General features: G+C 45.8%; 16 protein-coding genes. All 16 read right to left on the reverse strand.

Annotation, left to right across the window (positions count from 1 at the left end; translation table 11 throughout):
* Positions 1-14 precede the first annotated feature (14 nt).
* Positions 15-446, reverse strand: coding sequence for a DUF2487 family protein (locus HQN90_RS01855; RefSeq protein ID WP_173215915.1), 432 nt, complete (start codon positions 444-446; stop codon positions 15-17).
* Between the two features lie 70 nt (positions 447-516).
* A complete protein-coding gene (locus tag HQN90_RS01860) occupies positions 517-1,542 on the reverse strand; it encodes an LCP family protein (RefSeq protein ID WP_173215917.1) in 1,026 nt (341 codons plus the stop codon).
* Between the two features lie 155 nt (positions 1,543-1,697).
* The gene (locus tag HQN90_RS01865; protein WP_079420724.1) at positions 1,698-1,889 is read right to left on the reverse strand and encodes an IDEAL domain-containing protein; all 192 of its coding nucleotides are present in this window, start codon (positions 1,887-1,889) and stop codon (positions 1,698-1,700) included.
* A 207-nt stretch (positions 1,890-2,096) separates the two neighbouring features.
* Complete coding sequence (locus HQN90_RS01870; protein ID WP_173216476.1) at positions 2,097-3,212, reverse strand: hypothetical protein; 1,116 nt, start codon at positions 3,210-3,212, stop codon at positions 2,097-2,099.
* Positions 3,213-3,347: 135 nt separating this feature from the next.
* Positions 3,348-3,929, reverse strand: coding sequence for a histidine phosphatase family protein (locus HQN90_RS01875; RefSeq protein WP_173215919.1), 582 nt, complete (start codon positions 3,927-3,929; stop codon positions 3,348-3,350).
* A gap of 49 nt (positions 3,930-3,978) precedes the next feature.
* The gene (locus HQN90_RS01880; RefSeq protein WP_173215921.1) at positions 3,979-4,608 is read right to left on the reverse strand and encodes an anti-sigma factor family protein; all 630 of its coding nucleotides are present in this window, start codon (positions 4,606-4,608) and stop codon (positions 3,979-3,981) included.
* 7 nt (positions 4,609-4,615) lie between these two features.
* Positions 4,616-5,197, reverse strand: a complete 582-nt coding sequence (locus HQN90_RS01885; RefSeq protein WP_079409677.1) for an RNA polymerase sigma factor — start codon at positions 5,195-5,197, stop codon at positions 4,616-4,618.
* 412 nt (positions 5,198-5,609) lie between these two features.
* Positions 5,610-6,482: a polysaccharide deacetylase family protein gene (locus tag HQN90_RS01890; protein WP_173215923.1), complete on the reverse strand. Its 873-nt coding sequence runs from the start codon at positions 6,480-6,482 to the stop codon at positions 5,610-5,612.
* A gap of 180 nt (positions 6,483-6,662) precedes the next feature.
* Positions 6,663-7,751 (reverse strand): prephenate dehydrogenase, encoded by a 1,089-nt coding sequence (locus tag HQN90_RS01895; RefSeq protein ID WP_173215925.1) that lies wholly within the window; start codon positions 7,749-7,751, stop codon positions 6,663-6,665.
* Between the two features lie 23 nt (positions 7,752-7,774).
* Entirely contained in the window at positions 7,775-8,875 is a 1,101-nt protein-coding gene (gene hisC, locus HQN90_RS01900; protein ID WP_079409674.1) for a histidinol-phosphate transaminase, read from the reverse strand.
* A 19-nt stretch (positions 8,876-8,894) separates the two neighbouring features.
* On the reverse strand, positions 8,895-9,710 hold the full coding sequence (trpA, locus tag HQN90_RS01905) for a tryptophan synthase subunit alpha (RefSeq protein ID WP_173215927.1): 816 nt from the start codon (positions 9,708-9,710) through the stop codon (positions 8,895-8,897).
* 3 nt (positions 9,711-9,713) lie between these two features.
* Entirely contained in the window at positions 9,714-10,910 is a 1,197-nt protein-coding gene (gene trpB, locus HQN90_RS01910; RefSeq protein WP_079409672.1) for a tryptophan synthase subunit beta, read from the reverse strand.
* The gene (locus tag HQN90_RS01915) at positions 10,907-11,605 is read right to left on the reverse strand and encodes a phosphoribosylanthranilate isomerase (protein WP_173215929.1); all 699 of its coding nucleotides are present in this window, start codon (positions 11,603-11,605) and stop codon (positions 10,907-10,909) included. The genes trpB and HQN90_RS01915 overlap by 4 nt, the downstream gene beginning before the upstream one ends.
* Before the next feature lie 32 nt (positions 11,606-11,637).
* The gene (gene trpC / locus HQN90_RS01920; RefSeq protein WP_173215931.1) at positions 11,638-12,423 is read right to left on the reverse strand and encodes an indole-3-glycerol phosphate synthase TrpC; all 786 of its coding nucleotides are present in this window, start codon (positions 12,421-12,423) and stop codon (positions 11,638-11,640) included.
* Positions 12,413-13,453: an anthranilate phosphoribosyltransferase gene (trpD, locus tag HQN90_RS01925; protein ID WP_173215933.1), complete on the reverse strand. Its 1,041-nt coding sequence runs from the start codon at positions 13,451-13,453 to the stop codon at positions 12,413-12,415. Before trpD ends, trpC begins: the two co-directional genes overlap by 11 nt.
* Before the next feature lie 29 nt (positions 13,454-13,482).
* Entirely contained in the window at positions 13,483-15,030 is a 1,548-nt protein-coding gene (trpE, locus tag HQN90_RS01930; RefSeq protein WP_173215935.1) for an anthranilate synthase component I, read from the reverse strand.
* Positions 15,031-15,282: the final 252 nt, after the last annotated feature.

Below are 15,282 nucleotides of genomic sequence, written 5' to 3' on the forward strand. Positions count from 1 at the left end.
CTTTGCGAATAAAGTTAATCACTCCGCTGCCATAATTGTTGAACTTGCTTGGAAATACTTGATTTGATCTGCTCCGACTCTGTTGTCCACTGATCCATATCTACGGCAATGAATAAATCGGTTTCTTCCGCTTTCCACTCAGCAGCTTCTTTATGTACGGTGAGAACGATGATATAACGGAACCCCATTCTTTTTAAATGAAGCGAAATGGTGTTCAGCTGATCTCTGATCTGGGTGCCTGTTATATAATGAAGCGCTGGATATGTGACCACTCTGCCTTTGTAAGGAAGCTCTATCGTTTCCAAAGCATCGCGCAGCTGCTCTAACGTGATCGTGACTTGGGTAGGATCTTCAAATCCTGTCAACCCAGTGACCGGGAGCAAGCAAGTATCCAAATAAGGTTTCAAATCAGGCCATTCTTGTGCAGGTACATCATTAAACTTCAATGCCGCTTACCTCCCTATCGTTTGCCAAAAAAGGGCTTACTATGTAATCTCAGCAATCTCTTCTTGTACTTTAATCCGTCCTCACCTGACTGTCAATTGAAAGGCTGTTTTCTCCGCGCAGCGCAGCAAATGCATCATCCAAATCCTGCTGCTTGACAACCAGATAAGGACTCTCCCATTCACCGTCCAAATGGATGTATTGAACAGTTGCCGGTTTCAATTCGCGATAGGATTTCGTCATCGTCCGCAGTTCCTCAGAAGGGATATCCGTTTTGATGGAGCTTCCGATAATGTCTAGAATGCCGCCCCAAGCTGTAATTCCGTTCAAGGACGTTAATTTATTAAGCAATTCATTCAGCACGAATTGTTCTCTTTGATTTCTAACCGTATCGGAGGACTCTGCTGTACCCATATTGGATTTGCGATAACGAATATAATCGAGTACCTGCTTGCCGTCCAGAAGCTGAAGTCCTTTTTTCAAATTAATATCTGTACCGTCACTATCATCCTGATAACGCATATCCATGTCTACATTTACTGTCATACCGCCCAATTGATCAATTAATTTGCGAAATCCATCAAAATTAATGACCGACATATAATCAATTGGCACTTGATAGACGTGACTAAACAGGTTTTTCGTTTCATTGAGTGCCGTATTTTTGTTTTTATTATAATAATAGGCGTAGAAATAATTCGCTTTGTGAGAAGTTTCCAGTCCTGATTTCGCAGCTTCAACCTCTAGATCTCTTGGGATAGAAACGACAGTGCCTTGATGGGTCTGCGGATCTATCCGAAACAGCATCATGACGTCCGTATTTAGCGAGCCTTCGCTTCCTTCTCTTTCATCGGTTGCTGCCAGTAAGAACGTTAATGGCTTGCTCTCGGCTTTAACGGTTTGACTCAGCGTAATATTGTTACCGGAGAAGCTGGGCGCTTCGGTTGTTTCCGGTGCCGCAATGTGATCAATCGTTTGATTAATTTTATGAGTCAGAAAAGCAGCGTAAAGGGATAATGAGCCCACCAGCATAGCGGCTGCAAGGATCCCTGCCATGATGATTTTCCGTTTTTTAGTAAAGCCTTTTTTGGATTCCATGTTGTTTCTCCTTATGTTCAAATGATCTGTTTTAATAAAATGGACGTAAGGGATAACGATTTGGTTCTTTTTCTCGCATCAATTCAAATCAAAAAAGACAAGTGATTAAACATCACCTGCCTTTTTCATATCTTGCTATCGCAGCTGCAATGACCTCATGAACCTGATGATTGTAATGTTTTCAGCTCTGACGTAAGAGCAAGGAACGTCGTTTGATCTCCCTTGGCCAGTGCACGATCAATCTCTTTATAGAGATTTTCTTCTTTATATTTGCGAATGGCATCATCCCAAACCATTTCCGCGAAAAGTGCCAGCAGCGCGTTGTTAGATACATTCATTTTTCCCATGAGACCTACCTCCAAATGTTGTCCGCGGTTTGTCAGGAGCTTCTTTTTCGCAAAAACATGTTGAATTGTATCCTGGTGTATGCCAACCCCTGTATGTGGCTCCTACTTCATCATATTCATAACGCACAGGAGCGCTTCCTTCAATCGCCCGATTAGCTAGGAATGTGCCTTTACCTACTTTATCGGATTTCTCTGAATACATGCCTTTTAAAATAGAACGACCTTATCTTCTTCGTTTACAAAAGTCCCTTGAATCACTTTGCTTCCCAGCTTCGTTAGCTGGACAACGGTTCCATGCACCTCATCGTCCCCGATCCGAATTAATCCCAAATGCATCATCATTTGCAGGATGCGCTGTTCAACAATCGAAGTCGAGCTGTCATAATAAAAAGGCTTAACCAATTTGCAGAGCACATCCGACAGGGAGGCCATCGTAACCCATTGCCCCCCCAAACGATCAATCCAGCCCGCCATGCTTGGGAGATTTGGAATAGGATTTTTGTAGAGACGCAGCCAAAATTTATAGACTTCTGTCAGGTTTTCTTTCTTCCCCTCCGTCAACCGGGAATTCCCTTCTTCCGTTAAGCGCAAGGTTAGTCCATGCTCGCTAATCAAATTCCGATAGTAGCAATAATCGTAGATGAATGAAAATCGGTTCGGATACTCTTTAAATAAACGACCATAGCCAAACCGCCATGTCCCTTTTGGAACCATTTCTTCCTGAACCGATAAACGGTCAAGAAGCTGCTGCAGCTGTCGTTTGTACATCGAGCCATCAGCCGTAAGCGGTATGTCTGGTTGTCCCGAGATGAATGTCAAGAAATGAAAGATGTCATCCACAATAAGCATTTGCTCATCCCTATAAACAGTAGGCTCCGATGATAGCTGCAGCGACTGTTTGAATTGATTAGTCAGCGCATCGCTAAACTTGCGTTTCAAATCTTCCGGTACGTGGAACAAAAATTTCGTCTGTTGGGAATAGCCGTTAAACAGCCAACCCAGCTTCTTAAATTTAATAACCATATCCCGGGGATTCCAATCGCTCGACTCGTCTTTCTCGAAACGCGATTGCTGAACTCTAGCGATCAATTCTTCAATGCTGAACGCATTGCGAGAATCGAACAGAAGAGAATTCAAGAATCGGATATCCTCTAGGTTTAAGCTTTGAATATGCTTCTCGAAAATTTCTCTGCGCAGCGCTGTGCTTAGAATCGATTGAATTAATTCATTCTTCGAATGACCGTTGCATTGGCATTCATAGGTATGAGCAATTCGACCTAAATCATGAATATCAGCATAGCTGAGCATGTCCGCTAGGTTCATTTGCATCCTACATCCCCCAATTGCGAAGCCTTCTGCTTCGTGGTTTCTAGTAACCATTATGGGATTTTTTTCCGAAAATATTCCGTTTAACATAAAAAAACATGACTCTTATCGAGTCATGTTCGTCTATCAATGTTATTTGGATACGGAATGCAAGTGTGCTAGACAATTGTACAATTGCAGCTCCCAGCCTGTTTCTTGGCGCATTAGGATGGTAAGCGATGTATTTTGCAGAAAATCCTCACTGTCCATCCGCAGAACGCGCAGGATCTGGACAATGAATCCGCCATGAGAAATCAGCAGAATTTTCTTATTCGGATAGTCCTGTATGATTTCTTTCTCTAGTTCTATCCAACGAGCCCACAGATCATCATCCGACTCCTGACCTAGTGCCTGCAGCTTCCAGTCTGGGCCCCAGCGCTCTTCCCGCTCCGCGACCGTAGTTCCTTCAGCCTGCCCATACATGCGCTCTCTGAGCCTTTTATCCGTCCTGATAAAGGGAATTCCCGACAACTTCGAAACAATGAGTCCCGTTTCTCTGGCCCTTGTCAGATCACTGCTAATAATGCCATCCCATTGTTCTTGAGCAAGTCTTAGTCCTAACAGATTTGCTTGCTCTTTCCCTTCTTCGGTTAAATCCGTGTCCAATTGTCCTTGCAGCTTGCCCAATCGATTCCATTCTGTGCTTCCGTGCCGGATAAATCCAATTGTCGTCATCGTAATGTCCCCCATTGCCCTTAAAATGAAAAATGCTCCTTCCGGAGCATTATGTTTTCGTTCGTGACAGCCAATTCATAATAATAATCGTGGCAATCAGCCCTAGAATCGAAACCACAAGCAAATAATGTGGATAGGAGTAAATTGGTCCCACGTGGAACCGCAGTGGTTCCATGAAACTCGGATTCAAACTAGCTACTGCATCCTTCATCTTGTGACCATTCATTGACTCCGCATTCGTTGACTTCAAAGCTTGCGGTGCTTGCAGATCGAATAAGGAGTTATCTGCGGAAGCAATCGTAGATTGCGGTGTACCTTCATAGACCACCGCAAACAAAAAACTAAAAACAAATAGTGCTATGCAAAAAGCAATGACCGCCGTGAGATTCCTGCGCAATTTGTAAGAGATTGCATACATGCGTTCCGTTACAGGCAACCGCCAGGACTCGTTTTCATATATGCGATTCATTACCATATTGGAAACCTTCGGTTCGTAGTCAGGCAGTTCACTGTCGATTGCGGCTGTGCGTATGAGCATTGTGCTTTCTTCCCATATCTGAAATTCCTCCGCACACTCTGCGCAAGTCGCAATATGCTGATCTACCGCGACACGTCTCAGGTCATCATTCGGCAGATCCCAATAGACTCCAAATAACTCCTGGATCTCACTACACTTCATCGCGCTTTCATCCCTTCGATTCTTCGAATATCGGTTCACTGAAATAGGGATCTAGCTGCAACTTGACGGAGGCTCTTGCTCGAAATAAAAGAGACTTCACCGAGCTTACAGTTTGACCTAGTATGTTTGCGATTTCCTGATAATCCATCTGATCATACTCTCTTAAGATCAAAGCTGATCGCTGTTTCTCTGGCAAGCTGTTAATCGCATCGCGAACCATCGTTACTTTCTCGTTGCGCAGCATCGCTTGCTCCGGCATCGCATCAAAGGATGCATGCGGCGTAAGCCCGCTTTGCTCCAACGAGACTTGAACACTTTTATTTTTGCGCAGCTCACTCAGAACCGTGTTCCGGGCAATTGTGTACAACCATGTTGAAAAGGATGCCTCAATTTCTCGGAATGAATGCAAACTGCGGTACGCTTTATAAAATGTTTCATTGCACAGATCTTCTGCGATTGCTTCCATCTGTGTACTTTTGAGCATATGAAAGATAAATGCAAGGATTTTACGCTCGTAACGACGCATAAGTTCATTATAAAGTTGAACATTTCCATCCTTGATTTCTCTGATCAATTGGGAATCGGTCATTACGTGGCGACCCTCCTAGCGGATCCAATTGCCACTCCAACTGCTCATACATGTTTGTACTGCAGCAAGAGTGAAAAGTTGCGGTTATTTGTAAAAAGATTATGAATACATAAATATTTAGACTATCCCATACTAACTCTTCTGGGTCGATTCCCAAATTCCTGCTCAGTTCGACAAATTGTTGGATAAAGTTCATATTCACGGTTGTCGAATATAAACAACAGCACGTCTTTCCTATTATATTATAAAATCCCAAGAATATGGTACATTTGCACAAAAAAAAACCGCCAAATTGGCGGCTGCACTTATGGTGCGATTATCGGATAGGAGTGGAGAGAAACCATACTGTACTTTTATTATATGTATACGGTTTCATTTTGTCAACGTTTTTTTGAAAACGTTTACCTGCATTTTAATTTTTATTTAAACCTGGCATTTCGTGCCTATTGGCTTGTTTGATGAGATTGTTGATGGAATGCGGTCGGATATACGGACTGCCTGCATTTATCCTCGGGATTTGCATCGGATCTGTCCGTTTTGTCGCGACGCCTGCCTTTGTGGTAAAGGCAAACCTCACTCCGGCTTCCTGCAGCAAGGACATGGTTTGATCATCATAGCTTCCAAATGGATAAGCATAGGAATCAACCGCTTGGGCCCCGCCTAGGTCCCTAAGTTTAGTCAGGCATTTTCGTGTATCGCCCAAAATTCTATTTCTAAACTCGCTATCGGTTTCTAACGCGCCGTTCGTTGTCACTTTGTTTGTCAATAACGGTTTTCCATCTTTCATGGCATGCAATTGATCGGAGTGAGCTTGAAAATCAATGCCTGCGAACTCTTTGCGCATCTGTTTGATTTCTTCCCTTGACATGGAAGGCAGCAACGTCCCTTTCGGACTGTCGAGACCGTTCGTTATGACGAAATTAACAGCAGGAATGCCCATTTTCTTCAGAATAGGAAATGCTTTTGTATAAAAGCTTTCATATCCGTCGTCAAAAGTAACTAACACGGCATTATCAGGCACTTCGGCCCCTTTGGATAAAAAACGCTTAAACTGATCCATGGTGATGAATTGATAACCTTGTCTTCGCAATGCACCTAATTGCTTTTCGAATAATTTCGACGAAATGGTGACAGCTCCCTCCGTTTGGTCATCGATGTGGTGGTAAACCAGAACAGCTACTTCGTTCGTAAACATGACTTTGTTCGCACTTACGAAAGAAGGAAAAAAATTAACAAAAATAAGTACGCCAATCAAAAGACTTTTCCACATCATCCATAACTTCATCCAATTCGCCCCACAGTTAGAAAGTAAAATAAAAATAATAAGTGCAACAACAGATGTCATTATAGCATGAAGCCCTTTTTTTGAATATCCAGTTGACATAATAAAAAAACAAGCTGGATTTCCCTCCCTGTTACTTTGAACAGGAAGAAAATTCACAGCTTGCTTAATCGTTTTGACAGCTTAAACATGAACAGCATATTGTTGTCCCAGCAGCGCAGAAGCGCGATCTGCATCTTCTTGATTGCGGAACGAAAGACGCAGAACACCGGGAACATCTTCTCGGCTTTCAATAATTTGAATGTTGCTCAAATTAATCCGGGCATTCCCCAGCAGCGTCGTGATTTGACCAATAATGCCTGGGTGATCGGGAATATCCACATAGATATCGAATAAGGATGTTATCATGCCTTTTCTACGCTCAGGCAGCTGGCTTCTGAACTCACCTGCCAAACGGAACTGCTCGACAATGCCATCTCCGTCTCCGGATTCAAGAAGCTTAACAAACTGTGCAATCTCCAAGTTCCAATCCTTCAAAAGCTTGAGCAGCACTTCACGATTGTTAATCAGAATATCCCGCCAAATCATCGGCTCACTGGAGGCGATTCGGGTAATATCTCTGAATCCTCCGGCGGCCAGATTCTGATACAAGGGATTGCTTGCGTTGTAGCCTCTGACTTGATTCACTAGAGCAACTGCAATGATATGCGGTAAATGACTGATTGCGCCTACGATATCATCATGCTCGCGCGCCTCAACTTGGACAATTTGAGCCTTTGTCGTTTTTAACAGCTCTGTCAGTCGATCAACTTCAGCTTGAGGAGTTCCTTCAGCCGGCGTCAATACATAGAAGGCATTCTCAAAGAGATGGGAAGAAGCTGCTTCTACGCCGTGACGCTCTGAACCAGCCATCGGGTGACCACCAATAAAGTAGACGCCTTCCTTCACGATCTTAGCCGAGCTTTCTGTAACGGAGGCTTTGGTACTGCCAACATCCGTAATGATACAACCCCGTTTAAGCGGAAGTTGTACCAACTGCTGAACATAATCCTCCAGCATCCCAACAGGCACACATAGAAAGATATAATCAGCATCTGCTACGGCCTCAGCCATACTTGTTGTCCCTATATCGACGACACCACGCTTAAGCAATTTCTCAACCGACTTCGGGTTCGGTGAATGACCGACGACGGTAAACTCTGGTTTTCCTTTATAGCAGAGGGCAAGTGATCCACCGATTAGCCCGACGCCGAATATCGCAATTTTTGTCATGAAATCAACCTTTATAATATGAATTAGGCTTGAACAGCCACTTCAGCAAGAACTTCCTTCAGGGCTGCAATGAATTTCTCATTCTGTTCGCGCGAGCCGATGGTTACCCGTATCGACGTTGGGAATCCAAGCATATGTCCTCCGCGAATAATAATGCCTCTGCGCAGCAGCCCATTGAATACATCTGCCGCAGGGCGCCCTACATTAACCATAATGAAGTTACCGTGCGCTGGGAAAGCATGCAGATCCAACTGAGCAAATTGCTCGTTTAAATATTGCAACCCCGCTGTATTGGCTTCTCGGCAGCTTGTGATGAAGTCTTGATCTTTGACAGCAGCAAGAGCCGCTGCTTGAGCAAATCTCGAGGTATTAAACGGTTCCCGCACTTGGTTAATGGATCGAATCACATCGGGATGCCCGATTCCATAGCCCACACGGAGTGAAGCCAAGCCATAAATTTTGGAGAAAGTCCGTAAGGCAATCACGTTGCGATACTGACCGATGAGCTCAATGCTATTCGGGAATTGTCCCGTTGTATTGTATTCACAGTAGGCTTCATCCAAAACCACTAATACATGAGCCGGAACCTTTGCTAAAAACGCTTTAATTTCCGCATCGGTATTCATGGTTCCCGTTGGGTTATTTGGATTGCAAATCCATACAATCTTCGTTTTGTCCGTTATGGCAGCCAACATGCCGTCAAGATCATGAGTACCATCAATCAATGGAACCTCGATGGATACCGCTCCTTCAATCTCACAGTTGTGTTTGTACTGAGGGAATGTATGGGAAGCCATAACCGTCTCGTCGCCTTGAACAAGGAAAGCCCTTGCCAGCATCAAGATAACCTCATCGGATCCCGCGCCAAAAATCAATTGATTCGTAGCCACTCCCAGCGATTGAGCAACAGCTTCAGACAGCTGAACAGCCCCGCCATCCGGGTACAGGCTGATATTGGCTATTTCTGCCTCTAGGGCTGCTTTCACATTGGGTGATGACCCAAAAGGATTTTCATTTGAAGCTAGTTTGATTACTTCTGTTAAGCCAAGTTCTCTTTTCACTTCTTCAATCGGTTTGCCTGGTTGATAAACAGGTAGATGCACAATCGTTTGTTTCGGTTTCACCGGTAAGTCACCTCGTCAATTAGTTGTCCGAACCCTTTAATTTTCCCACAAAGTTGCGAATTTGCAAGAGCCCCTCGGGGTGTGCAGCATCGTTCTCAAAATGAGTCAAAGCATCCTCAATTGTACGCACAATCGCACTTCCTACAACAACGCCATCACAGAGCTTCTCAAAGCGCTGAACTTGCTCGCGGTTCGATATGCCAAAGCCGACTACAATCGGCACTTGAGCAGCTTCTCTTACGGTCGCTAGGAAATCCTCAATGCCTCCAAAAAATTCTGCGCGCTCGCCTGTAACACCTAGGGATGACACACAGTAAACGAAGCCGCGAGCACCCGCTGCGATTCGTTTCACGCGTTCATTCGAGGTTGGCGCAACAAGCGGAATCAAGTGAACGCCATGAGCTTCAGCAATGGCTCTCGTTTCGCTGTCTTCTTCCAGCGGAAGATCCGGAATAATAATGCCGCTGATTTCATTCTCTTGCATCGTTTGGAAAATACGTTCAAGCCCGATTTGCAAAACCGGATTATAGTAAGTAAACAAAATGAAAGGCAGCTTTGAACCTCGTTCTCTAGCTTTGCGGGCAACTTCAATCACATCGAAGATGGATATTTTGCGTTTCAATGCACGCTCAGACGAACGTTGAATAACGGGACCATCCGCAAGCGGATCCGAATAAGGCACGCCCAACTCGATAAGATCAGCCCCAGCCCGCTCCATCTCTAGAATAAGCTCCAGCGAAGCTTCCAAAGATGGATCTCCAATCGTCAAGAAAGGAATCATAGCCGTTTCCCCGCGTTCCTTGAGCTCGGCAAATCGTTGATCAATACGGTTCATCGTCTAGTCCCTCCCTTTGTCGAGATAGCTCATAATGGATTCTACATCCTTATCGCCTCGGCCGGACAGACTCACGATAATGATTTCATCCTTCGACATGGTAGGAGCAAGCTTAAGTGTCTGGGCAATGGCATGAGCACTTTCCAAGGCTGGGATAATCCCCTCGGTGCGGCTCAACAGCTGAAGAGCATCTAAAGCTTCCTGGTCGGAAATTGGATAATAGGTCGCACGCTCAATATCTTTCAGATAGGAATGCTCAGGACCGATGCCGGGATAGTCCAGTCCTGCGGAGATCGAGTGAGCCGGAAGCACTTGGCCATACTCATCTTGCAGCAAATAACTGAGTGACCCTTGGAATACGCCTGGCGTGCCCTTCGTCATCGTTGCAGCATGCTCTTCGGTATGAATACCTCGGCCGGCCGCTTCCACGCCGATCAATTTGACCGATTCATCTTGGACAAACGGGTAGAAGATCCCCATCGCATTGCTGCCACCGCCAACACAGGCCACAACAGCATCAGGCAATCGGCCTTCTGTTTCAAGAATCTGTTCACGAGACTCATCGCCAATGACACGTTGAAAATCTCGCACCATCATTGGATAGGGATGAGGTCCTGTTACTGAACCCAAGATATAGTAAGTGTCCTGAACATTGCTAACCCAATAACGCAGCGTCTCATTACATGCGTCTTTCAGCGTACGTGTTCCTGAAGTAACAGGAATAACTTCAGAACCTAACAGCTTCATACGGAAAACATTCAGCTGCTGACGTTTCGTGTCTTCCTCGCCCATGAATACTTTACACTCGAAGCCCATTAGCGCGGCAACCGTAGCAGAAGCAACGCCGTGCTGCCCTGCGCCAGTCTCGGCAATAATTTTCTTCTTGCCCATTCGTTTCGCGAGGACGGCTTGTCCGATGGTGTTATTGATTTTGTGAGCGCCTGTATGGTTCAAATCTTCTCTTTTCAGATAAATTTTGGCTCCGCCTAATAATTCGGTTAGACGTTCCGCGTAATACAGAGGCGTTGGACGGCCCGAATATTGCTTTTGCAAATAACGGATCTCGGCAATGAATTCAGGGTCATCTTTGTATTGGTTATAAGCTTCTTCAAGCTCACTAAGTGCATTCATCAATGTTTCCGGTACATAACGGCCGCCGAACTTGCCAAATCTGCCGTGCTGGTCAGGTACTTGCGTCACTTTTGAGTCACCCTTTCCACAAATGCGGTAATTTTCGCAATATCTTTCACGCCTTCTGTCTCAACACCGCTGGAAACATCCACACCATCGGGTTGATAGGCTGTCACTAACTCATTCACGTTATCAGGCTGCAGACCGCCTGCTACCAGCAGCTGTACGCCAGCGAAGCGAGCCCACTCTTGGTACACAGGAATACAATCCCAAGCAAACGTCTTGCCTGAACCACCGCCATAGACCGGATCAAACGTATCCAGAAGTACGGCATCTACAGTCCCTTTGTAAGGGTCAAGCTGGGCGCTAACTTCATCAAGTGAAGGCACCTTATGATCTGATTTGGAAATCGACACTGACTTAAACACTTTCACCTGAAAATGCTCACGCACAAAGCGGCAGAATTCCGGTGTCTCCTGGCTATGCAATTGAACAACATCCAAAGGAGCCACAGCCAGAACTTGCTTCAATTGCTCTTCCGTCGGGTTAACAAACACACCTACGGTCAGCGGGACCGCAATGCCGTTCTTCTCTTCCGATTTCAGGAAAGCAATCAGCTCGCCCGCCTTCTCCGGCGTTACTTGTCGCTTGCTTGGAGCAAAAACAAAGCCGATATGATCTATCGGCAAATGCACGATTGATTTTAACACTTCAACGCTTTGAAGTCCACAAATTTTTACCGTAGGAGCCGTCTTCGCAGCCATTCCATTCGCCTCTTTCTACTGCAGGTTGTCGTTTAAATGCGCGCGCCCATCAGATCATGAACAGCCTGTTCAACGCTCGGTTGGCGCATGAAATGTTCGCCGATGAGTACGGCCTTCGAGCCGATTTGTTGTAAATAAGCCATATCCTGTATGGATGAAATGCCGCTTTCGCTAACAACCGTTTTACCAGCAGGAATGTATTGTATCAATTCTTCCGTCGTCCGCAGGTCCGTAACGAAAGTCTTCAGGTTGCGGTTATTCACGCCAATCAATTGCGTATCCAATTCGAGAGCACGCTCCAGCTCTTCACGATCATGTACTTCAACTAGCGCGTCCAGTCCCAGATCACTCGCCAATTGCAAATACTGTTTCATTTGTTCCGTGGTCAATATAGCCGCAATCAGCAAGATGGCATCTGCCCCCAGCAATCGGGCTTCATAAATTTGTTTCGGATCAATGGTGAAATCCTTCCGCAGCAGTGGCACATTTACCGCACCGCGGACAGCTTGCAAGTAAGCATTGCTCCCTTGGAAGTACTGCACATCCGTTAGTACGGATATACAATCGGCACCCGCTTGCTCATACGATTTGGCCAAAAGAACCGGATCGAAATCTTCGCGAATCAATCCTTTGGAAGGAGAAGCCTTCTTCACCTCTGCAATAAGGCCCATAGCCCGTTTATTGCGCACTGTCAACGCTTGTTCAAAGCCTAGGCAAGGAGGAAGCGCAGCGATGAGCTTCTCTGCTTCCTTGATTGAAAAATGGCTCATCGCTTCTACTTCGGCTAATTTCGTAGCTACAATTTTATCAAGAAACATGGCATAGTTCTCCTGTATATTGGATTAAATCATTCAACTTCTGTTCTGCGCGTCCTGAATCAATTACATCCGCCGCCAGCTTTACGCCTTGCTGCATCGTGCCAACATGCCCTGTTACGTAGAAGCACGCGGCTGCATTAGCCAACACGATATCGCGATGGGGCCCTTTTTCTCCGGCAAAAATATGACGAATGATCTCTGCATTCAGCAGGGCATCTCCGCCCGCTACATCTTTGATGCTGTGTGCCCGCAGTCCCAGATCATCTGGCGTAATGGTATAGGTCGTAATCGTGTCCGCTTTCAACTCCGTCACTTTGGTTGGTGCCGAAATACTGAATTCGTCCAAACCGTCCTCGCTCGCTACAACGAGTGCACGTTTCAAGCCTAGCGCTTGCAACGCTTGCGCAATCAGCTCTGTCTTCGTCCTGTCAAACACGCCAAGCACTTGACGGTCTGCTCCAGCCGGATTCGTTAACGGACCCAACAAGTTGAATACCGTTCGAAAGCCTAATTCACGGCGCGGCGCAGCAACATGCTTCATCGATTGATGATACGTTTGGGCAAACATGAAGCAGATGCCCGTTTTGTCCAAGCATTTGGCTGCTTGCTCCCCGCTTAGCGTTATCTTCACGCCAAGAGCTTCCAGCACATCAGCGCTGCCGCTTTTGCTCGACATCGCCCGGTTCCCATGCTTCGCTACCCGAATACCACCCGCAGAAGCGACGATCGCCGCCGTTGTAGAGATGTTGAAGGTTTCCGCACCATCTCCCCCTGTTCCGCACGTATCCAGCAGATCGCTTTGCAGCACATTGACTTGCATCGCCTTGCTGCGCATCGTTTCCGCGAAGCCGGTGATTTCTTCCAGCGTTTCGCCTTTAATTCGAAGTCCTGTCAATAAGCTCCCGATTTGTGCGGGTGTAGCTGCACCTTCCATAATTTCGGACATCACGCTGCGTGCTTCCTCGCGGGACAGATGGCCTCCGCTAATTACTTTGCCAATCGCTTGCTGTATATGAATAAGTCCACTCATGACTCTAATCCTCCTATGCGTCTACTCCCTTAAGAGCTAACAAAGTAATCTTTGTTAATATCACTAATCGGTCTTGGTTCCGGGCTAAACATGGCCTCAGCCATTCGAATCGATTTCAGCAAGGCTGTCGCTTTATTGATCGTTTCCTGATACTCGCTTTCAGGTACGGAGTCCCACACAATGCCAGCTCCTGCTTGAACGTAAGCTTTGCCTTTTTTGAAAACAATCGTACGAATGGTTATGCAAGTGTCCATATTCCCGGAAAAGCCAAGGTAACCAATCGCTCCCGCATAAGATCCGCGAGATTCCGGCTCCAATTCAGCAATAATCTCCATAGCTCTCAGCTTCGGAGCGCCAGACACCGTTCCAGCAGGCATACAGGAGAGAAAAGCATCGAAGAAGTCTTTATCTTTGGCAATTTTCCCCGTAACGTTAGAAACAATGTGCATGACATGAGAATAACGCTCGATCTCCATAAACGTATCGCATTTCACTGTCCCGAATTCCGATACTTTGCCGATATCGTTGCGACCTAGGTCAACCAGCATTAAATGTTCAGCGCGCTCTTTCTCATCGGCCAGAAGCTCTTTCTCCAGCGCCAAGTCCTCCTCGGGCGTTTTCCCTCTTGGTCTTGTGCCTGCGATAGGCCGCGTCTCCACTTTCTCCTCCTCCACTCGCACCAGCAGCTCAGGAGAGGTTCCGACAACGACTTCATCGTCCATTTTGAGCACATACATATATGGCGAAGGATTCATTGTCCTCAGTACGCGATAGACCTGAAGAGGCGACGCCGTAGTTTCCATCTCGAATCGTTGAGACAATACAACTTGGAATATATCGCCGGCGCGAATGTATTCTTTGGCTTTATTCACGTTGGCGATGTACTTTTCCTTCGTAATGTTGGAGCGAATCTCACCAAGTTCCGGCTCGGATACGATCGGATTGTGCGTCATCGTTTCTGAACCCAGCGGACGTTTGATTTTCTCAATCGTCGCATCAATTTTGGCGCACGTCGCTTGATAAGCTTTGACGATATCAGCGTCTGTCGCAAATGGAGGGACATGCACATTGGCAATCACTTTAATTTGTTGTTTGAAATGGTCGAATGCAATAACTTGATCGCAGAACATAAACTGGATATCGTTCATTTGCAAATCATCAATTTGATGGGCAGACAGCTTTTCGTAGTATTGCAATAAATCATAGCCGAAAAATCCAACAGCACCGCCAGTAAAACGAGGCAAATCGGCAAGTTGAGGACTGGAATACGTACGAAGATAAGCTTTCAATACTTCAATTGGCTTCTCATCCAACACTTTATTTTCCGTTTGGGTTTCCACCATCGTTTTTCCATGTTTCGCCTTAATCATTAAGAAAGGATCGCTGCCGATGAAGGAATACCGCGCCCATTTCACACCACCCTCTACACTTTCCAGCAGAAAGGCGCGCGGCTCTTGATAGAGATGTTGAAATACACGTATAGGTGTTTCCGTATCCGCTAATAAATGACGCACAACAGGAATGAGATTATAATCTTTGGCCAAACGAATAACTTCTTGAATTTCCGGTGTATACATGGAAACATCCCCTCTCAGCTTGCGAGCATCTCGTCAGTGCGGTGCTCAAAACTCTATTATGAATACAAAAAAACCTCTACAGAAGTAGAGGTTGACTTTAGTTACAGTAGAAGATCAAGACGAATACGAAAAAAGAAGACATCGGTATGTATGAAGAAATAAACGGCTCCCTAAGAGTCGTACCTTACATACACCAACCTATGTTGCCTTTTCTCAGCTCATCTGCACTCAGCTCTACTCGACTAAACTCTG

The sequence above is a fragment of the Paenibacillus alba genome, assembly GCF_013204855.1.
GTDB classification, from domain to species: domain Bacteria; phylum Bacillota; class Bacilli; order Paenibacillales; family NBRC-103111; genus Paenibacillus_E; species Paenibacillus_E alba.